We start from the raw sequence: 23,440 nt of genomic DNA on the forward strand, positions 1-23,440 counted from the left end.
CCGATGGGGACCATCCGCATCGGAGCCGTGGCCGCGCACTTCGGCCGCGACCTCGACTTCGACCTGCAGCGCATCGCCACGCTCATCGAGCACGCCCGCTCCTCGGGGGTGGCGCTGCTGGTGCTGCCGGACGCCGCGCTCGGCGGGTACCTCGCCGACCTGCGCCACCCGGACCCCGGCGCGCTGCCACCCGCGCTCGCCCCGGACGATGTGCACCTGCGCAAGATCGCCGCGCTCGCCGCGGACATGGTGGTGTGCGTCGGGTACTGCGAGGCCGACGGCGAGCAGCGCTACAACGCGGCGGTGTGCGTCACCGGCGACGGCGTGCTCGGCAGGCATCGCAAGGTGCACCAGCCGCCCGGCGAGGTCGCCGCCTACTCGGCAGGCACCTCCTTCGCCGCGTTCGACTCGCCGGTGGGGCGGCTCGGCATGCTCATCGACTACGACAAGACGTTCCCCGAATCGGCGCGCAGCCTCGCCCTCGACGGCGCCGAGATCCTGGCCTGCCTGTCGGCGTGGCCGACCAGCATCACCAACCGCGCGCCCCGCATGTCGCAGGACCGGCAGGCTCGGTTGTTCGACCTCTACGACCAGGCGCGCGCGGCGGAGAACCAGGTGGTGCTGGCCTCGTCGAACCAGACCGGCGCGATGGGCGGGATGCGCTTCCTGGGCCAGGCCAAGGTGGTCGGGCCGGGCGGCGACATCCTGGCCCGCACCTGGAGCAAGGCCGGCATCGCGATCGCCGAGGTCGACGTCGCCGGCGAGGTCGCCACCGCCCGGCGGGTGCTGCACCACCTGGCCGAGCGCAAACCCGACGCCTACTGGAGCCGCACGTGAGGATCGCCCTGCTCAGCTACTCGACGAAGCCGCGCGGCGGGGTCGTGCACACGCTGGCACTGGCCGAGGCGCTGGCCGCCGAGGGCGCGGAGGTGACCGTGTGGTCGCTGGGCCGCGGCGGGGACAGCGGGTTCTTCCGCCCGGTCGACCCGGCGGTGAGCGTGCGGATCGTGCCGTTCCCGGAGGTCGAGGGCGAGGGCGTCGGGCCGCGGATCCTGCGCTCGATCGAGGTGCTGCGCGCGGCGTTCGACCCGGGCGGCTACGACATCGTGCACGCCCAGGACTGCATCAGCGCCAACGCGGTCGAGCGGGTCGTGCGCACGGTGCACCACATCGACCACTTCACCACGCCGGAACTGGCCGCCTGCCACGAACGCGCGATCCGCCGCCCGCACGCGCACGTCTGCGTGTCCGCCGCGGTGGCCGGGGAGCTGCGCGAGGGCTGGGGCGTCGAGGCGACGGTGATCCCGAACGGCGTCGACTACGAGCGGTTCGCAAGTGCCGCGCCGGATCCGGCGTGGTCGGGCCGGTTTGTGCTGTCGGTGGGCGGGATCGAGCCACGCAAGGGTTCGCTGGACCTGCTGGAGGCCTACGCGCTGCTGCGCGAGACCGACCCGGACGTGCGGCTGGTGATCGCGGGCGGCGAGACCCTGTTCGACTACCGCGACTACCGGACGGCGTGGGAGAAGCGGGCCGCCGAGCTGGGCGTGGAGCCGGTGGTGCTGGGCCCGGTCGCGCACGACGCGCTGCCGTCCCTGGTCGCCGCGGCGGACGTGTTCGCCTTCCCCTCGACCAAAGAGGGCTTCGGCCTCGCCGCGATGGAGGCGCTGGCCGCCGGAGTTCCGGTGGTCACCCGCGAGCTGCCCGTGCTGCGCGAAGTGTTCGACGGCGCCGCCCGGTTCGCCACCGACCCCGCCGGGCTGGCCGACCAGATGCGAGCCGCGCTGGCTGACCCGGAGCGCCTGCGGGAAGCCGGCCGTCAGCTGGCAGCGTCCTACAGCTGGGGCGCCGCGGCGCGGGCGCACCTGACGCTGTACCGGGGGCTGCTGGCGGAGTGAGGCCGTTTCCAGGCGGCCAACAAGCGGTTACAGTCGTCGGCATGTCCGGCGCAGTGCTCGTCGCCGTCGACGGGGATGCGGACGTACTCGGGGATGTCGAGCGGGAGCTGCGGGAGCGCTACGCCCGGCACTACCGGATCGTGTGCCTGTCCTCGCCCCAGAAGGCGCTGACTGTCCTCGAGGAACTCGCCGGCGCGGGCGATGAGGTCGCGCTCGTCCTCGCCGGCCAGTGGCTGCCCGGGATGACCGGCAGCGAGCTGCTGGACCGCACCCGCCGCCTCCACCCGCACGCGAAACGCGGGCTGCTCATCGCGTGGGGCGACTGGGGCGACCGCGAAACCGGCGAAGCGATCTACACCTCGATCGCCCGCGGGCTCATCGACCACTACGTCCTGCGGCCGATGGCCACCCCGGACGAGGCGTTCCACCAGGCGATCTCGAGTTCGCTGCTGGACTGGGCCGAGTCGCGGCGGACCTCGCCCTACACCATCCACGTCATCGGGGAGACCTGGTCCGGCCGGGCCTACGAGCTGCGCCAGGCCCTCGGCCGCTGCGCGATCCCGCACTCGTTCTGCCTGGCCGACTCCGACGAGGGCCGCGCACGCCTGGCCACGGTGGGCGACGGGATCCGGCTGCCGGTCGTCCTCTTCCCCGACGGCACGGTCCTCACCGACCCGACCAACACCGAGCTGGCGTTGGCCTCAGGCTCGCCGGTGAGCCCCGAGCGGATGGAGTTCGACCTGGTCATCGTCGGGGCCGGGCCGGCCGGGCTGTCCGCGGCCGTGTACGGCGCGTCGGAGGGGTTCAGCACGCTGGTCGTCGACGAGGGCGGGCTCGGCGGCCAGGCGACCTCCAGCTCGCTGATCCGCAACTACCTCGGGTTCCCCCGGGGCGTCAGCGGCCGCCGCCTCGCCCAGCAGGCCTACGACCAGGCGTGGGTCTTCGGCGCGAAGTTCGCGTTCATGCGGCAGGCCCGCGCTGTGGAGCGCGCGGGCGGCGAGCTGGTCGTCACCCTGTCCGGCGACGCCCGGGTGCGGACCCGCGCGGTCCTCCTGGCCACCGGCGCGAGCTACCACCAGCTCGGAGTGCCGGCGCTGGAAGCCCTCAGCGGCGCCGGGGTCTTCTACGGCCCGCCGTCCTCGGAAGCGCCCGCCATGACCGGCCGCGACGTGTACGTGCTCGGTGGCGGCAACTCGGCCGGCCAGGCCGCCCTGTACCTCGCCCGCTACGCCCGCAGCGTCACGCTCGTGGTCCGCGCCTCGTCGCTGGACGCAGGCATGTCGCAGTACCTGACGCGCGAGATCGCGGCGACCCCCGGGCTGGAGGTCCGCACCGGAACCGAAATCGTGGGTGGCGGCGGTGACGGGCGGCTGGACCACCTCGTGCTCCGCGACCGCGCGACCGGGGACGAGGAAACCACCGGCGCGGACGGGCTGTTCATCATGATCGGCGCCCGGCCGCACACTCGCTGGCTGCCACCCGAGATCGACCGGGACGACCAGGGCTTCGTCCTCACCGGATCGGACCTCCGCGACGGCACCTGGCCACTGCAGCGCAACCCGCTGCTCCTCGAAACGAGCATGCCCGGCGTGTTCGCCGCCGGCGACGCCCGGCGCGGCTCGGTGAAACGCGTGGCCTCCGCCGTCGGCGAGGGCTCGGTGGCGATCCAGCTCCTGCACCGGCTCTTCGCAGTGAACTCCCAGCAGCCCCGCGGACGCGCGAAGGAAACACGCCCCGCACCGGCGACCTGACCCGGGTCCAGGAGCCTCCAGCGTCGGGCCGACCGTCACCACGCCGTGGTTGACGAGGAAGATCGCCGTGGCCTCGCCGAGATGAGGTCGGCAGTGTGCTCGAACCGCGGGCACGGCGGGCGGCTCGAAGAAGTTCGCGGCGTGGCTGCCAGTAACGTCCGCTCGACCCGAACCCCCGCTTGAGTTGCGGTTTTGGCGGTGGGTCAGCAGGGTAGTCGCGAACGACCGCCTTGAGCAGACAGGGCGGAGTGGGGATGACGACGCGACCGATGACTGCCGAGCCGCCGCTGACGTTGGACCTCGAACCGGATACAGTGCCGCCCCTCGTGGCGGTACGGCAGTGGGCGGCGAGAGCGTTGTCCGATCTCGGCGAGGACCACCTGGTCGCGGTGCAGCTGGTGGCCACAGAGCTGCTGAGCAACGCCTACGAGCATGCCGGTGGTGCGCACCAGCTGCGGCTCCGGCGGCTCCGCGAGCCGTGCCGGACCGTGATCGAGGTGGACGACGGCAGCGACGAGCAACCCACGGTAATGAGGGAGCGTGACCCGCGGGTGGCCGGCGGGCGCGGCCTGGCGATGGTGGACAAGCTGAGCAGCGCATGGGGCAGCCGGCCCCGCTCAGGCGGCGGCAAGACGGTATGGGGCACGATCGACTGCACCGTCTACCCCTGGGACCGCTGCCTCTGAACGCCGGAAACAGCAGGTCGTGGCTACCCGCAAGGAAAGCCGCGGTGAACGGCGTGTCCGACTGCCCCACGCGCGTCGGCCGCGGACACCAACGCCAGACCCCGGCCCGGCGCGGCGAGGCCGGAACTCATGAGTGAGCGACGGCTCCTTCGGTGATCAGGTGCTTGCGAACCGCACCACCGCTCGCGCTGAGTGAACTGCCTGCCCGTGGCCCTCGCCGCCTGCTCGTCCCGAACGGTCAGCCGCGGCCGAGCAGGGTGTCGCTGACGTGCTGGAGGTGGGCGCGCATCGCCTCGGCGGCGCCGTCGGGATCGCGGTCGCGGAGGGCTTCCACGATGTCGCTGTGCTCGCGGTGGTAGCAGCGGCGCAGTTCGGGCGTCGAGGTGCGGCGTTTGAGGCTTCCCCACACCGGCAGCGATCGCGCGGTGTTCATGACGTCGAACATCGTCATCAGCAGGCCGTTGTGCGCGGCCACGGCGATGGAGCGGTGCAGCAGCGCGTCGGAGCGTTCGAAACCCTCGAAGTCCTCCGCCGCGCCACCGGCGTCCAGGACCTCACCGATGCGGGCGAGGTCGGCCTGGGTGGCCACCCGGGCGGCGACCATGGCGACCTGCGGCTCCAGCAACTGCCGGACCTGCATGATCTCGGCGGGGCTGGTGTCCGACGGCGCGTCGGCGGCCGCGGTCACAGCATCGGTGAGGAAGGTCCCCCGCCCGACGTGCCGGCTCACCAAGCCGTCGCGTTCGAGCGCTTCCAGCGCGCGCCGGACCGCGCTGCGCGGGGCCGACAGCCGCGCCACCAGGTCCCGTTCGGTCGGCAGTTTCGCGCCGGGGCCCAGCGTGCCGTCCCGGGCGCCTTCCGCGACCAGGGCACGCAGGGACTGCTCCACCGTCGTCATGGACCGACCTTACCACCGCCTGACCAATCGAGACCAATGAGCCAGCAACAAACTCGCAGTCGACAGCCTCCGTCGAAGCCCGTATGGTCTGACACCAGCAACATTGGTTTCGATTGGTTCAGATTGGTCGCACATGAAGCTGGTGACGTTCACCTCGGCGGGAACGGACCGGGTCGGCGTGGTGGACACCGCGTCCGGCCTGGTCCACGACGTCAGCGGGGTTCTGCCCGACGGCGCCGGAGTGCTCGAAGTCGTGGAGAACTGGGACGAACTCGGGCCCGTCCTGGCCCGGCAGGCCTCCGAGCAACCGGGAACGCCGCTGGACTCGGTGCGGCTGCGCGCGCCGATCCCGGCGCCCCGCCGCAACGTGTTCTGCGTCGGGAAGAACTACCGGGAACACGTCGCGGAGTTCGGCCGCAGCGGGTACGACACGCCGGGCCGCTCCGAGGCGCTGCCCGACAAACCCATCCTGTTCTCCAAGGCCACCACGTCGGTGACCGGCCCCTACGACGACGTCCAATCGCACCCCGGGGTCACCTCCGAACTGGACTACGAGGGTGAGCTCGCGGTCGTCATCGGCCGGGGCGGCCGCGGCATCAGCCGGGAGCGAGCCTTCGAGCACGTGTGGGGATACACCATCGTCAACGACGTCACCGCGCGGGATCTGCAGCGCGATCACAAACAGTGGCTGCTGGGCAAGTCGCTGGACACGCACTGCCCGATGGGCCCGTACGCCGTCAGCGCCGACGAGGTCCCCGACGTCACCGCGCTCGAGCTGGAGACCACGGTCAACGGCGAGAACCGCCAGCTGGCGCTGGTCAAGGACCTGATCTTCGACATCCCGGACCTGATCGCCACCCTGTCGGCGGGCATCACGCTGCTGCCCGGCGACATCATCGCCACCGGCACCCCGGCCGGGGTCGGCATCGGGTTCGAGCCGCCGAAGTTCCTGTCCCGCGGGGACGTCGTCGAGGTCGCCATCACCGGCCTCGGTGTCCTGCGCAACCGGATCGTGTGAGGGAGACCGACATGAACGTCAATGGTGCGAACCTGGCCGTCGAGGTCGACGGCGACGGCCCCGCGGTGCTGATGGTGCACGGCCTGGGCGGCACGACCAACCTCTACCAGGTCCAGGCCGCCGCCTTGGCCGAACGCTTCCGGGTGATCCGCGTCGACTCCGCCGGGGCCGGCCGCTCCGGTCTCCGGGACGGCATCAGCATCACCACGCACGCCCACGACCTCGCCGCCGTCCTCGACGCGCTCGGCGTCGAAACGGCCGCGGTCGTGGGCCATTCGATGGGCACGCTGATCGCGCGCGAACTCGCCTCCCGGTACCCCGCGAAGGTGTCCGCACTCGCGCTGCTCGGCGCGGTCGCCGAACCTGCCGAAGCCGGACGGCAAGCCCAGCGGGACCGGGCGGCCACCCTGCGCGCCCAGGGCGCCGCGGCCGTGGCGCCCGGCGTCGTCGCCAACGCCCTGTCCGAGGCGACCCGCCGGGACAAGCCCGAGGTCGCCGCGTTCGTGCGCGAGCTGGTCATGCGTCAGGACCCGGAAGGCTACGCCCGCAACTGCGAGGCACTGGCCGCGGCGGAAGATCCGGGGCCGGTGCCCGCGCACCTCCCCCTGCTCCTGGTCACCGGCGCCGACGACAAGGTCGGTCCTCCCGCCGTCAGCGAGAACCTGGCCGCCGCGCACGGCAACGCCACACTCGAGGTCCTGCCCGGCGTGGGCCACTGGACGCCGCTGGAAGCCGCCCGCGACACCACCGCACTCCTGCAGAAGTTCCTCTGATCCCAACCCCTCAACGACGAGGAGAGCCCATGTCCATCCCGGCGAACAAGACCCTGTTCCGCGACGTGTCCATTCTGGACTCCACCGGCGCCGAGCCCTACCGGGGAGACGTCCTGGTCGACCACGACCGCATCGTCTCGGTCGGCGCGACCGCGCCGGGCGCCGCGGACGGCGCCCGGGTGATCGAGGGCCGCGGCCGCACGCTGATGTCCGGCCTGTGCGACGCGCACACCCACTTCACCTGGAATAACAGCGGCGACCTCGACGGCCTGGCCGCCCTGCCGGTCGAGGAGCACCTGCTTTTCGCGGTCGAGTCCGCCCGCTCCTACATCGACTCCGGCTACACCATGTGCCTCGGCGCCGCCTCCGCCAAGGACCGCCTCGACGTGGTCTGCCGAGACGCCATCAACGCCGGCCGCGTCCCCGGCCCCCGCTACCTGGCCAACGGGCCGGAGATCGCCGTCACCGGGGGCGAACTGGTCAAGGGCATCACCTGGTTCGCCGACGGCCCCGAAGAGATGCGCAAGGCGGTGCGCCGTCTGATCGAGATCGGCGTCGACCAGATCAAGCTGTCCATGACCGGCGAGGAGATCACCGGCACCCAGCGCGCCGAGGACACCTACATGTCCGACGAGGAGGTCGCCGCGGCGGTCACCGAAGCGCACCGGCGCGGCAAGCGGGTCTGCGCGCACGCGCGCAGCGCCGAAAGCGTCAAGATGTGCGTGCGGCACGGCGTCGACATCGTCTACCACGCCAGCTTCACCGACGAAGAAGGCATGGATCTGCTGGAGTCGGCCAAGGACTGGATCTTCGTCGCACCGGGCGTGAACTGGCTGGTGGCCACCCTCTACGAGGCCGCCGACTTCGGCTATCCCCAGGAAGCCGCCGAAGCCGCCGGCTACAAGCGCGAACTGGAGATGGCCACCGCCGCGATGATCGAGATGCACAGGCGCGGCATCCGCGTCCTGCCCGGTGGGGATTACGGCTTCGCCTGGACGCCGCACGGCACCTACGCCCGCGACCTGCAGCACTTCGTCGAACGCTTCGAATACACCCCGATGGAGGCGATCCTGGCCGCCACCGCATTGGGCGGGGAGATCATGCTGCGGCCGCACGAGCTCGGCAAGGTCCAGCCCGGCTACCTCGCCGATCTGCTCCTCGTCGACGGCGACCCGCTCGCCGACATCACCGTCCTGCAGGACCACGACAAGCTGCACTACATCATGAAGGACGGCAAGTTCCACAAGGAAACCCCCGACCAGCGGTGACCACCCCGTCGGCCGCCCGGCACCGCGCCGGGCGGCCGTTACCGTGCCCCGAGGAACACGATGCCTCTGCTCGTCTGCCGCACCTGCCCCCGCTACGACACCCACCGCACCGGCCAGTTCGGCCACGCGCTGCTCGCCGCGCTCGCCACACACCCCGGCGCGGACGGGATCACCGTCCGAAGTGTCCAGTGCCTCGGCGGCTGCCCCCGCGACGGGGTGGTCGCCGTGGACGGCCCCGGCAAGACCCGGGTCCGCTTCGCCGGCCTGACGCCCGGGGACGCCGAGGCGATCCTGGAAGCAGCACGCGCCCACGACGCCTGCCCCAGCGGCGATCCCGCCGACTGGGTGGTGCCCGGGGGCCTCGAAACCCGGATCAGCTCCGTCACGGTCAAACGCGCACCACGCGCGTGAGCCGGGCCCGGATCTGCCGGCGACCTAGAGCGCCTGGCGGCGCTCGCCGGTGGCGGCGAGCGCCGCCGCCACGAACGAGGCGACGAGTGGACGGCGGTCCAGCTCCGCCCATGCAAGGACGATCTCGCTGGCGGGGGCGTCGACGACCGGGACGCACACGATTCCCGGCGGCACGGGTTCCACCAGCGAGCGCGGAAGCACCGCGATCGTCCGGCCGAGCACGATCATCTGGATCATCTGGGGCACGTCCACCAGCTCCGGCCCCGTCCCGCCGCCGGGCACGCCTTTCCACCGCGGCATCGTTTCGTGCTCGAGGTCGGCCAGCCGCACCTCCTCGCGCGCGGCCAGCCGGTGATCGGCGGGGAGAATCGCAACCCGGTCCTCGACGTGGAGCGCCTCGTACGCCAGCCCCGTGAGATCGTCGAACGGCGCGTACAGCAGTGCCAGGTCGGCCCGGCCGTCGCGCACGTAGTCCGCGCGGTCGGTGGCACCACCGAACAGGATGTCGACCCGGCGTGCGTCGGGCAGCTGGGCGTAAGCGGTGAGAATGCCCGACAGCAGGTTCGCGTCGCCGCCCGGTTTGATCACGAGCCGCAGATGCGCGTCCGCGTCACCAGCCTGTCGCGCCTGCTGCACCGCGACGCTCATCGCGTTCAGCGCATGGCGGCCGTGGTACAGCAAGGCCTCCCCCGCCGCCGTGAGCGAGACGCGCCTGCTCGAACGCACGAACAGCTGCACCCCGAGCCGCTCCTCGACGCGTCGGATCGCTTTCGACAGCGCCGGCTGGGCGATCGACAGGCGCACCGCGGCACGGCCGAAATGCAGCTCCTCCGCGACCGCGACGAAGTAGGCCAGCTCGCGCGTTTCGACCTCGATCATGCCTCCAGGTTATCGCTGGATGGCGAACCGGTCTTGGACTCCGCACCGCCTCCGCTGCTTGAATCGGTTCGTGCTCAACCACACCATGATTGTCTCCTTCGACCAGCCCATCCCCGACGCCGAGCTGGATCAATACCTGAAAGACATCGAAAACCTGATGCTGGGCTCCGGACGCGTCCAGACCTTCTCGGCCCGGCGCCACATCCGCGTGCCCGCCGACGACCACAGTCCCGTCTTCGTCGCCAGCGCGATCATCCAGCTCGGAGTCGCCGACCTCGACGCGCTCAACGCGGTCTTCACGGTGCCCGGCACCGAGGAGCTCATCCAGCGCTGGCAGTCGCGGCATCCCTACCAGGTCGTCTGGATCAACCACAAGGCCCTGTCGTGACCGACTTCGCGGGGAAGGCCGGACTGGTCACCGGCGCCGCGGTCTGGCTCTGCTCCACACAGGCCTCCTACGTGCTGCCAGCCACTTCCGGCACTCCATCCGGCCGGTGCTCGACAACGGCCACTCCAGGGGGTGCCCCGGACCGGCTGGCCCGGGGCACCCACACTCCGCGAGCCGCTGTCACCCAGCCTCGCCGGGCTTCGTGGAGGCCGGCACGCCGCAGCCCGCGCCTGCGCCCGGGCTCTCGACCGGGCTGTCCAATGCGGACAAGGACATACCCTTCGTCTCACGGGTCGCGACCACCGCGATGGTCGAGATGATCGCGGCGACCGCCAGGTACAGCGCGATCGGGATCGACGAGCCGAAGCTCTTGAGCAGCGTCGCGGTGATGAACGGCGCCAGGGAGCCCGCGAAGATCGACGTCGTCTGGTAGCCGAGTGACACACCTGCGTAGCGCATCCGCGTCGGGAACAGCTCGGCCATCATCGCCGGCTGCGGGGCGTACATCAGGCCGTGCACGGCGACCCCCAGGACCAGCGCCAGCACGATCAGCACCGGGGATCCGGTGTCCATCAGCGGGAACCCGGCGAAACCCCATCCGATCATGGCGACCGAACCGGCGAGGAACACCGGACGGCGTCCCCACCGGTCCGCGAGGTGGCCGAACAACGGGACCAGCATCATGTGCGCGAGGTGCGCGAACACCAGGAGCAACAGGATGTCGGTCGTGCTGCTGCCCACCCGCAGCGCCAGGTACGTGATCGAGAACGTCACCACCACCTGGTACAGGATGTTCTCACCGACCCGCGCGCCCATCGCCACGAGGACACCGCGCGGGTACTGCCGCACCACCTCGATGATCGAAGTCCGCTCGTTCGCCCGCGCCTGCGCCTTCTCCAGCGACTCCAGGAAGATCGGAGCCTCCTCCACCTGCGTGCGGATGTAGTAACCGATCAGCACGATGACCGCCGAGGCCCAGAACGCGGTGCGCCAGCCCCAGGACAGGAACTGCTCCGGTGAGAGCGCTCCCGACAGTCCGAGCAGGACCACCGTCGCGACCAGGTTGCCGATCGGCAGCCCGGCCTGGGGCCAGCTGGACCAGAACGCCCGGCTGCGGTCCGGGCTGTGCTCCCCCACCAGCAACACCGCGCCACCCCACTCGCCGCCGAGGGCGAAGCCCTGTACGAACCGCAGGAGCACCAGGATCATCGGCGCCCAGTACCCGATCGAAGCGAAGGCTGGAACACAGCCGATCGCGAACGTCGCCGCCCCGACCAGCAACAGGCTCAGCTGCAGGAGCTTCTTCCTGCCGAGACGGTCACCGAAGTGCCCGAAGACGATCCCGCCGAGCGGGCGCGCGACGAAGCCCACCGCGTAGATGAGCAGAGCGTTGATCACACCGTCGAGCGGCTGGCCGGACCGAGGGAAGAACAACGCGCCGAAAACGAGCGCCGAGGACGCCGAATAGAGCAGGAACTCGTACCACTCGGCGACTGTGCCGGCCATCGAAGCCGCCACGACCTTGCGCAGCCCGCTCGGCGGCGGGCTCGCTTGCTGTGCTCGCATGGATGACTCCTTTGTCGATGAGAAATGCACAACCGGTTGTGCAGTGCGGGTAGAACTGTCGGCGCGCGTCACCGTCCGTGGACGCGCGGTCAGAAGTGGTGTGGCGGATCAGCGACCGCGGAAGTGAGGCGGTCGCTTGTGGACGAACGCCGCGATCCCTTCCCTGCCGTCCGCCGACTCGAACAGGGCGGACAGCTTCGCCCTCTCCAGCTGGAAACCCGCGCCGACCGACGCTTGCGCCGCGGCCGGCACGGCGGCGGTGACCGCCTCGCGGATCGCGGCGACGGCCAGTGGCGCCTGTTCGGCGAGGGTGGTGGCGATCTGGGCCGCCCGGGCCGCGAGTTCGTCCTGGGCGCAGCGGTGGGTGACGATGCCCGCCGCCTCGGCCGCCTCCGCGTCGAGGCGCTCGCCGGACATCACCAGCCACTTGGCGCGGTTGGGGCCGACGTGCCAGGTCAGCCGCTGCGTACCGCCCCACCCCGGGAGTAGCCCGAGGGAGACCTCGGGCAGACCGAACGTCGCCTCGTCCGCCGCGACCACGACATCGCAGCTGAGCACCAGTTCGAACCCGCCTCCGAGCGCGAGCCCGTTCACCGCGGCCACGACGGGGACCGCGCATTTCGCGATCCGGTCGCACAACTCGTTGCACCGCTGGGTGAAGGCGTCGAACGACACGCGGTCCGCGTCGGCGTAGAACGCGATGTCGGCACCGGCGGCGAAGGCCTTGCCCGCCCCGGTCAGCACGATCGCGCGAATGGCGGGATCGCCCTCCAGTTCGGTGAGCGCGTTTTCGAGCGCGTCCACGACGGCGGCGTTGATCGCGTTGTACTTCTCCGGCCGGTTGATCGTGACGACCGCGATGGGTGCGGACCGCTCGACCAGCACCGGGCACGGCGCCGTGTCAGCCATGGACCGCACCGCCTTCCATCAGGCGGGCGATTTCCCCAGCGGAGTACCCGAGTTCGGCGAGGACCTCCCCGGTGTGCTCCCCGAGCGCCGGGGGCAGGCGGCGGATTCCCGGGCGCTGCCCACCGTAACTGATCGGGTGGGCGAGGACCTGGACCGGACCCGCCGACGGGTGATCGAAGGACAGGAACGTCTCGTTGTGGCACACCTGCGGATCGGCCACCACGTCGTCATAGCTGTTGACCGGGGCGTGCCAGATACCGAACTCAGCGAAGCGCTCGGTCCAGTACCTCGTGGTCTTCCGGGAGAGCAGTTCGGCGATACGCGCGTTGATCTCCTCGCGCATCGCGTACTCGGCGTCGGGTTCGACCCCGCGGAACCACGGTTCCTCCAGCACCTTGCTCAGGGCGTCGGTGCTGGTCAGGGAGATCGTGAGGTGCCCGTCGGCCGTGGCGAACACGCCGTAGGGCGCCTTGTAGAACGGCGAGGAGATCCCGCTCGCACTCCGCTGCCCGCGGAAGCCGTTCAGGTGGTACGACAACGGTTCGATCTGCAGGTCCAGCGCGGCGTTGAGGAGGTTGCTCTCCACCCTGGTGCCTTCGCCGGTGCGCTCACGGCCGTGCAGGGCGGCGAGGATGCCCAGTGCGCCGAGCACGGCACCGTGCTGGTCGACCAGCGAGGCGCCCACCGGGGTCGGCGGCCCGGACGCCGAGCCGGTCGCCGACGCGAGCCCGGACAACGACTGGATGAGCACGTCCTGCCCGGGGCGATCCTTGTACGGGCCGTCGGACCCGTAACCCGACAGCGAGCAGTAGACCAGCCGGGGGTTGGTCCGGCGCAGCTCTTCGTAGCCGAGCCCCAGCCGGTCCATCACGCCCGGACGGAAACTCTCGATGAGCACGTCGGCGCCGTCGATCAGCCGGCGCAGCACCGCTTTCCCGTCCTCGTTCTTCAAGTCGACCGCCATGCTGCGCACGTTGCGGTTGCCGAGCAAGAAGAACACCGACACACCCTCGACGTAGGCGTCCGGGCCGGACCAGCCGCGCTCGAAGGCACCCTGCGGCGGTTCGACCTTCACGACGTCCGCGCCGAGGTCGGCCAGGATCTGCGTCGCCGAAGGGCCTTGCAGGAAATGGGTGAAACTGACGATCTTGATTCCGGAAAGCATTGTCGCCCTCGTCCTGTCAACGAGGAGCCTCAGCCGACGCGCATCGGCAAGGGATCGCGGTTGTCGGCAGGGGCAGCTGCGAAACGATCCCAGGGCTCCGAACGGAAATGTCCGGGCTCGAGTGAAGTGCCACAGTGGACACTGCCGACGATGGTAAGCGGCGGCCGCCTCCCGGTCAAGGGACCGGCCGCGTCGACTCCCGGACGATCAGCTCCGGCGCCGGCTCCTCGACCACGACGTCGCCGAGTCGTTGTCCCGCAAGGTGGTCGAGCAGCATTCCACACGCGCGGCGCCCCAGGGCGCGCAGCGGCATCCGCACGGTGGTGAGGGCGGGCGCCCAGGTTTCGGCAACCCAGGTGTCGTTGATCGCGACGACCGACAGGTCCTCGGGCACCCGGACACCCAGGCGGCTCAGCGCCGACAACGCCCCGATTCCGGCGTTGACACTCGAGACCACCAGCGCGGTCGGCCGCGTTTTCCGCTGCATCATCCTGGTGACGGCCGCGGCGCCACCAGGAGCCTCCCAGCCGGAGCGCTCGACCCACGACGGACGCACCCGGAGTCCCGCCGCGCGCATGGTCTCGATGAAACCGCGGTGACGACGGACGGCGGTGTCGTGGTCGGCCACACCGGCGAGGTGACCGATGCGTTCGTGACCGAGGTCGATCAGGTGCTGGGTCGCCGTCGCGGCCCCGCGGACGTCGTCGAGAACGACCGAGCCCGCGCGCCCGGCCAGCTTGGAGTTGATCAGCACCACCGGCGGATCCCCGGCGAGCACCTCACGCAGGCGCTGGTCGTCGAAATCCTCACGCCGTTGCAGGAGAACCCCGTCCACCCGGCCTTCGGCGACCAGCCGGCGCAACTGGTCGCGGCCGGCCGGCGGCGGGTCGATCTGACCCAGCAGCACCGACATGCCCGCCTCGCCCGCCCGGTCCTGCACGCCCGCCAGCATCTCGGCGAACACGGCGTTGTTCACGTCCGGGACGATCAGGCCCACGGCGCCCGACTTGGCGAACCGCAACGCCCGCGACCGGTGATTGGGCACGTACTGGAGCTCTTCGGCGACCGCGCGCACCCGACGGCGGGTCTCCTCGCTCATCCGGGTCCTGAAGTCACCCGTCAGAGCACGCGAAGCCACCGCCTTGGACACCCCCGCCGCCTCGGCGACCTCCCGCAACGTGGCCATGGGCTGGAGCATATCGCGATCGGACACCTCCAGCACAACCGGTTGCGCCGGTGCACAACCGGTTGTGCACCGGGCGTCCGCCGTGTTTTACTGCCTCCGGGTTCGAGTGAGCACCATCGATGTCGGCGAGGCCACCGATCCGGCGGGCAGCCGGTCGCCCGGGCCTCGTCCACGGAAGCCAGGAAAGGCTGATCGGCCATGAACTAGGAACGCCCTGTGAGCACCGGGGTCATACTCTGCGGCTGGGGCCGTTGCTCCCAGCCGAGTGCACGTTGCCGGGGAGGTGCCGCCGCCGGGGCGCGGCGGCACCGAGGGACCGCCGAGAGCCAGGGCACTCCCCTGCTGAGGGCGCGCACCTGCGCCGACCGTCCCGGGACCCGGAGACGGTCACGAATCTCGCTGAGGTCCGCGATCCGCCGCCCGCCCGGCGGGAGTGATCCGCACCTGTGGCGGCAGCTTCGTCCACACCAGATCCGCTGGATCGGCGGCCATCACCCCGGGGGCCTTCGCGACCAGGATGTGGGCGGCCATCGGGGCGAAGTCGCCGCGGAAGTGGACGGAGCTCTTGACCACGACGATCCGCTGGCGCTCGGGCTCGATCCCGACCATCCGGAACAGGTTGCGGTCGAACACCTGCGTCCGTCCGGTCGTGACGCCGATCCGCACAGAACCGTAGCGCAAGCACGCCGAGGGGCCGAGGTCGACGGCGTTGCCATGCATCATCGGGCCGTCGAAGCGGCAGCGGCCGTCCGACAGGTGCTCCACCGTGAACCGGCCGTGCACGGGGATGTCACCGGGCACGGCCGGTTCCCCGCCGAGCGGCACGGTGATCGTCGCGCCGACCCCGGCCGCGTGAGCGGCGGCGGCCACCTCCGGGTCGGTGAACAGGCCGATCGCCGCGGGGCCGGTGTCCGCGGCGAGCAACGCCTTGAGCAGCCCGGTGGTCCGCGCGGTCCCGCCCGCCCCGGGGTTGTCCTGGGTGTCGGCGATGACGACCGGCCCGTCGGCGCTGAGCCGGATCGCCTCGGCGACCGCCTGCCGGGCGTCGGGCAGCGCGATCGCCCAGTCCGCTTCGCGGCTCGTGACCTGCTCGTGGACCCGGTCGACCTCCTCGGCCACCCCGTCGCCGCCGTAGCCGAACACCACCGGCCCGCAATCGGGGATGTCCGCGGCGGGGAACCCCGCGGCGAAGGACATCCCCTCGGCCAGTCCACGGTAGACGGTCGAGGCCGGCTCCAGATCGGTGCAGCCGGCGTTGATCGGGATGAGGAACGGCACCCGCCGCCACACCGGCCGGAGTCGCTCACCGGCGATCCGCCGCGCGAGGAGCCCCGCCGCGCGAGCGCCGGTCTCCGCCATGTCGACGTGCGGATAGGTGCGGTAGGCGACCAGGGCGTCCGCCATCGTGAACATCTCCTCGGACAGGTTCGCGTGCAGGTCCAGGCTCGCCACGACGGGCACGTCGTCGCTGACGACCGCGCGCAGACGGCGCAACAGCTCACCCTCACCGTCGTCGTGGTGCTCGGTGACCATCGCGCCGTGCAGATCCAGGTACACCGCGTCCGGCCGCGCGGAGCGGGCCGCGCCGAGGATCTCCCCGGTGATGCGCTCGTAGGCGTCGGCGGTCACCGGCCCGGACGGCGACGCGGCCGCCCAGATCACCGGCAGCACGGTCACGTCCCGCATCGCGCGCAGGAAACCGCCGATCGGCAGGTTCACGTTCGCCAGCCGCAGCACGTCCTCGCCACGGCACAGCGCCGGGAACCCCTCCCCGTTCAGGAAGTTGGCGTAACCGGCGGGAGTGTCGGCGAACGTGTTGGTCTCGTGCTGGAAACCAGCGGCCAGGATCTTCATCGTGCCTCGTTCCGCAGTGTGGTGAACAGAATGAGCAGCCCCCCGGCCAGCAGCAGGGCGACCATTGACAGCAGACCCGCCTCAGTGCTCCCGGTGGCCTGTTTGACGTAACCGATCAACGTGGGGCTGAAGAAACCGCCGAGCAGCCCGATGCTGTTGATCAGGGCGATGCCGCCCGCCGCGGCGGTGCCGGTCAGGTACGCCGACGGGATCGCCCAGAAAACCGTGTACGAGCCCCACATCGCGGCCGTGGCGATGACGATCGCGAGCATCGAGACCGCGAACGACTGGGCGGTGAGCGCCGCTACCGCCAGCCCGGCGGCAGAGACCAGCGCCGGGACCGCGCTGTGCAGGCGGCGTTCCCCGCGGCGGTCCGAGCGGCGGGACAGCCAGAACATCGCGACCAGCGAGCACGCATACGGCACCGCAGTCCAGAGTCCGATCTCGACGGTACTGGCGAGACCGTTCTCCCGCAGGATGGTCGGCAACCAGAAGCTCACCGCGTACAGGCCGCTGATCAGGCAGAAGTAGCCGACGGCCAGAGCGTAGACCTTCGGATCGGTGAGCACTCGCCGGAAACTGTGCTGGCGAAGGGTTTCCGGACCTGTCACGTCCGCGGCGATCCGGGCCTTCTCCGCCGGGGTGAGCCAGCGGGCTTCGGCGGGCCCGTCGGGCAGCACCTTCCACACCACGAACGCCAGGACCACGCACGGCAGGCCCTCGACGAGGAACATCCACTGCCACCCGGCGAGCCCGAACCCGCCGTCGAACGCGGTGAGCACGAGCGACGACAGCGGCCCGCCGATCATCGAGCCGAGCGGCCCCGGGATCATCAGCACCGACATCGCCGCCGCCATCCGCGCCGGCGGGTACCAGTAGGTCAGGTAGAAGATGATCCCGGGCGCGAACCCGGCCTCGAACACGCCGAGCAGGAACCGCAGCACGTAGAAGCTGGTGCTGTCGTGCACGAACAGCATCGAGGCCGAGGTCAGGCCCCACAGCAGCATGATGCGGAACACCGTCTTGCGGGTGCCGATCCGCTGCAGCAGCAGGTTGCTCGGCACCTCGAAGAGCACGTAGCCGAGGAAGAAGATTCCGGCCGCCAGTCCGTAGACCGACTCGCTGATCCCGACGTCGGTGGTCATCTGCAGCTTGGCGAAGCCGATGTTCACGCGGTCGAGGTAGGCGAAGACGTAGCACACCACGAGCAACGGCAGGATCCGGCGGCCGACCTTGCGGTACAGCGCGTCCGGGACGACTTTGCCGGAGATGTCGACCATGGTCACTCCCTGGTCCGGTGATTTCCGATTACACTCCAGAAGAACCCGGAGTTCCTCGGAAAATCGACGGATACTGACGGTGGAGGCGCGCCGGACGATGGATAGTGACACCCAGCTGCTGAACGAGACCGATCTGGCGCTGGTGGACGCGCTCCAGGTCAACCCGCGGGCCAGCTGGACGAGCCTCGCCGAAGCGCTGGACCTCGCGCCGGTCACGCTGGCGCGGCGCTGGCAGCACTTGGTGGAGTCCGGCTCGGCCTGGGTCACGGTGGCGCTGAGCAACAGTGCGATGCGCGGCGCGCTGCTGGAACTGACGTGCCGTCCGGGGACCGCGGAGCGCGTCGCACTGGCTCTCGCCGAGCTGCCGAACGTCTCGACGGTCGGAGTCACCACCGGCGAGTTCGGGGTGTTCGCGCTGGTGCTGGCACCGACCCTGCCCGCCATCGCCGAGGTTCTGGTGCGCACGTTGCCGATGCCGCCGGACGTCGTGAACGCCCGCTCGTACGTCTACAGTGGACTTTTCGGCGGGGTGGTGTGGCGGCTCGGCGTGATGAACCGCGCCCAGACCGAGCTGGTCCGCGAGCCCGCCGGGCCGGCACCGGAACAGATCCGTCCGTTCGGCCCGGCCGACCGCGCGCTCTTCCTCGCGCTGGGGCACGACGGGCGGCGCCCGTACACGGAGCTGGCCGCGGAGCTGGGCACGTCGCCGCAGGCGGTCAAGCGCCGGCTCGACCGCCTGCGGCGGCACGGCGACATCACGTTCCGGTGCGACGTCGCCCGCCCGCTCGCGGGGTGGGAGTCCATGGCACTGCTGTGGCTGGCGGTGCCGGACCTCCACGTGCGCGAGACGGGCCGCAGGCTGGGCGCCTGGCCCGAGACCCGGCATTGCGCCGCGGTCCCCGGTCCGGCGAATCTCTCCCTGATCGTGAGCCTGCGGTCGCTGGACCACCTCGGAAAGCTGCTCACCCGGATCGCGGTGGACTGCCCCGAGGCGGCCGTGGTGGACCGCAGGATCGTGCTGCGGCAGGTCAAGGTGCACGGCCGGATCGTCGACGAGCTGGGCCGCAGCACCCGCGTCGTCCCCGTCGATCCCTGGGCTACCCCGTCGTGACCGTCGAGCGCGTGCCGGCGGACTCGATGTCGCGGCGCCGGGTTTCGGGGCCCACGGCGAGCGCGACGAGGGTGAGCACCGTCAGCACCCCCAGGTACACCGCGACCGGCCACCAGTGGCCGGACCAGGCGAGCAGCGCGGTCGCGATCAGCGGCAGGAACCCGCCCGCCAGCACCGAACCGATCTCGCGGGCGAACGCGAACCCGGCGAGCCTGGTCCTGGTCTCGAACAGCTCCGCGAACCACGCCGCCTGCGGCGCCAGCATGGCCGGGTAGCAAATGCCCAGTCCCACCACGAACCCTACGACGACGGCCACCGGCTCGCGGGTTTCCAGCAGGAGGAAGAACGGCAGGGTCCACAGCGCCGACGCGACCGCGCCGGCCGCGTAGACGGGCCGCCGTCCCCACCGGTCGGACAGCCAGGCGAACAGCGGCACCCCGCCCACCTGGACGGCCGAGGCGATGATCACCGCGGTCAGCCCGAGCGAGTCGGACAGGCCCAGCTGCTTGGTCAGGAACGCGACCGCGAACACGGGGAACAGGTAGGCGAAGCCGTTTTCGGCGAACCGGGCACCGATGACGACCAGGAAGCTCTTCGGCTGGTACCGCAGCGCGGCGAACAGTCCCGTCTTGGTCTCCTCGGCCTGCTTCGCGTTCCTGAACGCGGGAGTCTCGTCCACGCCGCTGCGGATGAAATAGCCGATCGCGAGCATGACGATCCCCAGCAGGAACGGCACTCGCCAGCCCCACTGGCGGAACTGTTCGTCGGGCAGCAGCAGGAACAGCTGGTAGATCCCTGTCGCGAGCAGGGTGGCGAGCGCGAACCCGGCCGGGGCCCACGCACCGGCCAGCCCGCGTCGCCGCTGGTCGCCGTGCTCGACCGACAACACGACGGCGCCGGCGTACTCGCCTCCGGCGCCGAAGCCTTGCACGAGCCGCAACAGGATCAGCAGGACCGGCGCCCACGCGCCGATCTGGTCGTAGGTGGGCAGCACACCGATCAGCGCGGTCGCGACGCCCATCAGCACGATCGTCAGCACCAGCATCGTCTTGCGGCCGAGCCGGTCGCCGAGGTTGCCCAGCACGATGCCGCCCAGCGGCCGGGCCAGGAATCCGACGGCGTAGGTGGCGAAAGTGGCCAGTGTCCCCGCGACCGGGCTGATCGCGGGAAAGAACAGCTTGTTCAGGATCAGCGCGGCGGCCGTGCCGTAGATCAGGAAGTCGTACCACTCGAGCGTGGTGCCGACGAGGGCGGCGATACCGGCTCTACGGGCGTGCCGTCGGGATTCGGTCATGAAAGCCAGCTCCTTCGGTGGCCGGGGAAAGGTCAGTGGCGGGCGGGACGGCGCAGGACCGCGCCCCGCTGGATCGGGCCGACGAGTGCCGCGTACTGGCCGAGCCAGCCGCGTTCGCTGCCGGGATCACCGGCGGTGACGGGCTTCCCGTCGCGTATCGGCTCCGCGTCGATCAGCCGTGCGTCGAGGTCGATCGAGATGACGTCCCCGTCCTCGACTCCGGCGAGCGGCCCGCCGTCGGCGGCTTCGGGCATCACCTGTCCCACGACGAGCCCGTGGTTGAGCCCGGACAGTTCGCCGTCGGTCACCACGGCCACCTGGCCGCCGAGGCCGGCACCGTTGAGCGCGGCCACGAAGCTCGCGGCGAACACCGTGCCCGGGCCGCCCCTCGGGCCCATCCCGCGCAGCACGATCACGTGTCCCGGCTTGATCTCTCCCTGGCCCAGCGCGGCGATGGCCTCGTCCTCACCCGCGAAGACCCTGGCCGGCCCGCGGAACTGCCGCCGTGCCGCACCCACCCCGGCGACCTTGACGATCGCACCGTCCGGCGCCAGCGATCCACGCAGGATCAGCAGGCCCGGCTCGTCGGCCACGGGTTCGTCCAGCGGGTGCACCACGTCGCCGTCCGGTCCGGCCACGTCGGCGATCAGCTCGGCCACGGTGCTGCCGGACACCGTCAGCGCGCCGGTGTGCAGCCGCGGTGCCAGCGCACGCAGGACGGCGCGAACCCCGCCGACCCGGTCGAGGTCCCACACCTGGTGTGTCCCGTTGGGACGGATGGCGGCGAGTTGTTTGGCACCGCGGCCCTTCTCCTCGAACAACGCGACGACGTCGAGGTCGAGGTCGGCCTCCGCGGCCACGGCGGTGAGGTGCCGGACGCAGTTGACCGAGCCCCCCAGTGCCAGCGCCACCTCGACCGCGTTCTCGATGGCGTCGCGTGTGAGCACCTGGCGGGCGGTGAGCCCTTCCCGGACCAGCTCGACGGCACGCCGTCCCGCGGCCGCGGCCCGGTCGAGCATCGCCGCGGAGTTCGCACGCGTGGGCGCAGAGCCGGGCATCGTCATGCCCAGGGCCTCGGCGAGCACGTGCATCGTGTTCGCCGTCGCCAGTCCCGCGCACACGCCCGGCCCCTCGATCGCCCGGTCGGCCATCTCGCCGAGCTCGTCCACGCTCAGCTTCCCGGAGGCGACGGCGCCCACCGATTCGTACACCGAGTCGATGTCCACCGAACAGCCGGAGAACGTCCCTCCGCGCTGGTAGCCACCGATGACGACGACCGAGGGCAGGTCGAGCCGCGCGGCGGCCATCAAGTGGGCCGGGGTCGTCTTGTCGCAGCTCGACAACAACACCATGCCGTCGAGCTGCGCACCCTCGACGGCGGCTTCGACGTCGTTGACGATCAGGTCACGGGTCGGCATCAGGTAGCGCGCCTTGCGGCCCGCGCTGGTGACGAAATCGGACGGCGCGGTCGTCCGGATCTCCAGCGGCAGCCCACCCGCCTCGCGGACGGCGTCGGCGACCACCCCCGCCACGTCGTCGAGGTGCGCGAAGCACACCGACAACTTCGACGAGGTGTTGACGACCGCGATCTTGGGCTTGCGCTGGTCCTCGGCACTGATGCCCATCGCGCTCCACTGCGCGCGGCGCACGGCCCAGCGGGTGGTGCCGGGCTCGAAGTTGCTCCGCAGCTGTTCCATGGTGTTTCTCCAGTCAGGAAAGGGACAGGGCGCTTCCGCCGGCGGCCATCGCCGACCGGATCTCGCGGCCGTCGAGTCCGCGGTACGGCAGGCCCTTGTCCAGCGACATCACGGTCGCCACCGCGGCCGCGTGGCCGTATTCGAAGCACTGCGCGGTGACCCGCGCCGAGGCGAGTGCCTCGTGCTCGGCGCTGAGGCAGCGGCCCGCGACGATGACGCCCTCGCCGCGTTCGGGCACGAGCGCGCCGTAGGGCACCTCGTAGTAGTCGTCGAGCAGCCAGCTCAGTTTGGGCCGGTCACCGGCGTGCAGCTCGATCGGCCACGGCACCCGGCAGATCCCGTCCTCGCGCTTGCGTGCCGCGAGGACGTCCTCGTTGGACAGCCGCTCGATCCCGGCGATCGTGCGGGTCTGCCGGATCCCGGCCTCGACCCCCGTGTCCACGACGAACGCGTTCTCACAACCGGGGATCCGATCAATCAGGAACCGCGCGTAGGACCGGACCTGCCGCCGACCCAGTATTTCGGCTTCGGTGAAGTCGGCGGGGTCGATCACGTTGAGCATCCGGCCGTCGCGGCCGGCCAGCCGGGTCGCGTTGACCAGCAGCTCGCCGGGCCTGGGAGTGGTGAAGATCCAGATCTTCTGCCGCGGCAGGTCCAGCCCGGCGCCTCGCGCCCGGAGGATCTCCTCGGTCACGTACGGCGGGCAGATGGTGTCCTCGCCGTAGAACTCCAGGAACCGCTCGACGTCGACGTTGCCGAGGCGGAAGAACATGGTCGGGTTCTGGATCGCGCCGTTGTCGCCGAAGGTGTAGCGGTGCCCGGCGCGGGCGACCACAGCCGCGTCGCCCGATGCGTCGATCGTCCTGGCAGCGAGCACCACGGCCCGGCCGGCGTTCGACTCGACCACCACTCCGCGGTGGGTGTCGCCGTCAAGGACGACGGCGGCGACGGCCGTGTGGTAGAGCACCGTGACGCCCGCGCCTTCGAGGAGGTCGTCCGCGACCTCGCGCCACACGAGCGGATCGTGCGCGACGGTCCAGGTCTTGCCGTAGACCTGCGGCGCGGTGAGGCCGCCCCGGGCGGCCAGCTCCCCGCGGAACCGCTCGGTGAACCCCGCGACGACCTGCCTCGGCTCCCGGTCGGCATCCGAGGCCAGGTACATGCCGCAGATCGTGCCGGACATCCCGGCGACCGCCGCGCCGCCGGCGAAGCCGTACTTCTCCACGACGAGCACCGACTTACCCGCCTCGGCCGCGACCACCGCCGCCGCGACCCCGGCCGCACCGGCCCCGACGACGAGCACGTCGACCTCGGCCAGCACTTCGAGTCCCCGGTCGACCGGACCACCGGTCAGCGACCAGGTCGATATATTGGTCATGTACCGGTTGTACATCGCGCGTCGCGGTATTGT

21 protein-coding genes are annotated in these 23,440 nt (G+C 71.1%); 10 read left to right on the forward strand and 11 right to left on the reverse strand.

Annotated elements, in window-relative coordinates:
• Window positions 1-3: 3 nt before the first annotated feature.
• From L2C96_RS29260 to L2C96_RS29275, 4 genes are all read left to right on the forward strand, one after another.
• Entirely contained in the window at window positions 4-837 is an 834-nt protein-coding gene (locus L2C96_RS29260; protein WP_027929428.1) for a carbon-nitrogen hydrolase family protein, read from the forward strand.
• Window positions 834-1,895, forward strand: coding sequence for an MSMEG_0565 family glycosyltransferase (locus L2C96_RS29265; RefSeq protein ID WP_237338468.1), 1,062 nt, complete (start codon window positions 834-836; stop codon window positions 1,893-1,895). The genes L2C96_RS29260 and L2C96_RS29265 overlap by 4 nt, the downstream gene beginning before the upstream one ends.
• A 41-nt stretch (window positions 1,896-1,936) precedes the next feature.
• Window positions 1,937-3,646: an NAD(P)/FAD-dependent oxidoreductase gene (locus tag L2C96_RS29270; protein ID WP_237338469.1), complete on the forward strand. Its 1,710-nt coding sequence runs from the start codon at window positions 1,937-1,939 to the stop codon at window positions 3,644-3,646.
• 254 nt (window positions 3,647-3,900) lie between these two features.
• Window positions 3,901-4,332, forward strand: a complete 432-nt coding sequence (locus L2C96_RS29275; protein WP_237338470.1) for an ATP-binding protein — start codon at window positions 3,901-3,903, stop codon at window positions 4,330-4,332.
• A gap of 238 nt (window positions 4,333-4,570) precedes the next feature.
• Here the strand turns inward: L2C96_RS29275 and L2C96_RS29280 are convergent, their stop codons facing one another.
• Window positions 4,571-5,230, reverse strand: coding sequence for a FadR/GntR family transcriptional regulator (locus tag L2C96_RS29280; RefSeq protein ID WP_237338471.1), 660 nt, complete (start codon window positions 5,228-5,230; stop codon window positions 4,571-4,573).
• Window positions 5,231-5,363: 133 nt separating this feature from the next.
• Between L2C96_RS29280 and L2C96_RS29285 the strand changes: the two genes are divergently transcribed.
• The 4 genes from L2C96_RS29285 to L2C96_RS29300 are packed head-to-tail and all read left to right on the forward strand — an operon-like array spanning window position 5,364 to window position 8,700.
• Window positions 5,364-6,248, forward strand: a complete 885-nt coding sequence (locus tag L2C96_RS29285; RefSeq protein ID WP_237338472.1) for a fumarylacetoacetate hydrolase family protein — start codon at window positions 5,364-5,366, stop codon at window positions 6,246-6,248.
• 11 nt (window positions 6,249-6,259) lie between these two features.
• Window positions 6,260-7,021 carry an alpha/beta fold hydrolase gene (locus tag L2C96_RS29290; RefSeq protein ID WP_237338473.1) on the forward strand — a complete coding sequence of 254 codons (762 nt, stop codon included), beginning with the start codon at window positions 6,260-6,262 and terminating at the stop codon, window positions 7,019-7,021.
• Between the two features lie 29 nt (window positions 7,022-7,050).
• Entirely contained in the window at window positions 7,051-8,289 is a 1,239-nt protein-coding gene (locus tag L2C96_RS29295) for a metal-dependent hydrolase family protein (RefSeq protein WP_237338474.1), read from the forward strand.
• 60 nt (window positions 8,290-8,349) lie between these two features.
• Window positions 8,350-8,700, forward strand: coding sequence for a DUF1636 family protein (locus L2C96_RS29300; protein WP_237338475.1), 351 nt, complete (start codon window positions 8,350-8,352; stop codon window positions 8,698-8,700).
• A 24-nt stretch (window positions 8,701-8,724) separates the two neighbouring features.
• Here L2C96_RS29300 and L2C96_RS29305 read toward each other — a convergent pair whose 3' ends face one another.
• Window positions 8,725-9,579 carry a LysR family transcriptional regulator gene (locus L2C96_RS29305; protein ID WP_237338476.1) on the reverse strand — a complete coding sequence of 285 codons (855 nt, stop codon included), beginning with the start codon at window positions 9,577-9,579 and terminating at the stop codon, window positions 8,725-8,727.
• Window positions 9,580-9,649: 70 nt separating this feature from the next.
• On the opposite strand from L2C96_RS29305, the gene L2C96_RS29310 reads away from it, so the two are divergent.
• Complete coding sequence (locus L2C96_RS29310) at window positions 9,650-9,967, forward strand: hypothetical protein (protein ID WP_237338477.1); 318 nt, start codon at window positions 9,650-9,652, stop codon at window positions 9,965-9,967.
• Window positions 9,968-10,147: 180 nt separating this feature from the next.
• On the opposite strand, the gene L2C96_RS29315 is transcribed toward L2C96_RS29310, so the two are convergent.
• From L2C96_RS29315 to L2C96_RS29340, 6 genes are all read right to left on the reverse strand, one after another.
• On the reverse strand, window positions 10,148-11,533 hold the full coding sequence (locus L2C96_RS29315) for an MFS transporter (RefSeq protein ID WP_237338478.1): 1,386 nt from the start codon (window positions 11,531-11,533) through the stop codon (window positions 10,148-10,150).
• Between the two features lie 108 nt (window positions 11,534-11,641).
• Window positions 11,642-12,442, reverse strand: coding sequence for an enoyl-CoA hydratase/isomerase family protein (locus tag L2C96_RS29320; protein WP_237338479.1), 801 nt, complete (start codon window positions 12,440-12,442; stop codon window positions 11,642-11,644).
• On the reverse strand, window positions 12,435-13,607 hold the full coding sequence (locus L2C96_RS29325) for a CaiB/BaiF CoA transferase family protein (RefSeq protein ID WP_237338480.1): 1,173 nt from the start codon (window positions 13,605-13,607) through the stop codon (window positions 12,435-12,437). The genes L2C96_RS29320 and L2C96_RS29325 overlap by 8 nt, the downstream gene beginning before the upstream one ends.
• A gap of 175 nt (window positions 13,608-13,782) precedes the next feature.
• Entirely contained in the window at window positions 13,783-14,793 is a 1,011-nt protein-coding gene (locus L2C96_RS29330; RefSeq protein WP_027929416.1) for a LacI family DNA-binding transcriptional regulator, read from the reverse strand.
• Between the two features lie 387 nt (window positions 14,794-15,180).
• Window positions 15,181-16,647: a M81 family metallopeptidase gene (locus L2C96_RS29335; protein WP_237338481.1), complete on the reverse strand. Its 1,467-nt coding sequence runs from the start codon at window positions 16,645-16,647 to the stop codon at window positions 15,181-15,183.
• Window positions 16,644-17,927 carry an MFS transporter gene (locus L2C96_RS29340; protein WP_237338482.1) on the reverse strand — a complete coding sequence of 428 codons (1,284 nt, stop codon included), beginning with the start codon at window positions 17,925-17,927 and terminating at the stop codon, window positions 16,644-16,646. Before L2C96_RS29340 ends, L2C96_RS29335 begins: the two co-directional genes overlap by 4 nt.
• 97 nt (window positions 17,928-18,024) lie before the next feature.
• Here L2C96_RS29340 and L2C96_RS29345 point away from each other — a divergent pair, with 97 nt between their 5' ends.
• Window positions 18,025-19,038, forward strand: a complete 1,014-nt coding sequence (locus L2C96_RS29345) for an Lrp/AsnC family transcriptional regulator (protein WP_037323411.1) — start codon at window positions 18,025-18,027, stop codon at window positions 19,036-19,038.
• Here L2C96_RS29345 and L2C96_RS29350 read toward each other — a convergent pair.
• From L2C96_RS29350 to L2C96_RS29360, 3 genes are read right to left on the reverse strand one after another with little or no spacing between them, the layout of a single operon-like run.
• Window positions 19,025-20,332, reverse strand: coding sequence for an MFS transporter (locus tag L2C96_RS29350; RefSeq protein ID WP_237338483.1), 1,308 nt, complete (start codon window positions 20,330-20,332; stop codon window positions 19,025-19,027). The two genes, L2C96_RS29345 and L2C96_RS29350, sit on opposite strands and share 14 nt — an antisense overlap.
• A 32-nt stretch (window positions 20,333-20,364) precedes the next feature.
• Complete coding sequence (ilvD, locus tag L2C96_RS29355; RefSeq protein WP_237338484.1) at window positions 20,365-22,029, reverse strand: dihydroxy-acid dehydratase; 1,665 nt, start codon at window positions 22,027-22,029, stop codon at window positions 20,365-20,367.
• Window positions 22,030-22,042: 13 nt separating this feature from the next.
• Complete coding sequence (locus L2C96_RS29360; protein WP_237338485.1) at window positions 22,043-23,422, reverse strand: FAD-dependent oxidoreductase; 1,380 nt, start codon at window positions 23,420-23,422, stop codon at window positions 22,043-22,045.
• Window positions 23,423-23,440 lie beyond the last annotated feature (18 nt).

The organism is Amycolatopsis tucumanensis, from assembly GCF_021654135.1.
Taxonomy (GTDB): domain Bacteria; phylum Actinomycetota; class Actinomycetes; order Mycobacteriales; family Pseudonocardiaceae; genus Amycolatopsis_E; species Amycolatopsis_E tucumanensis.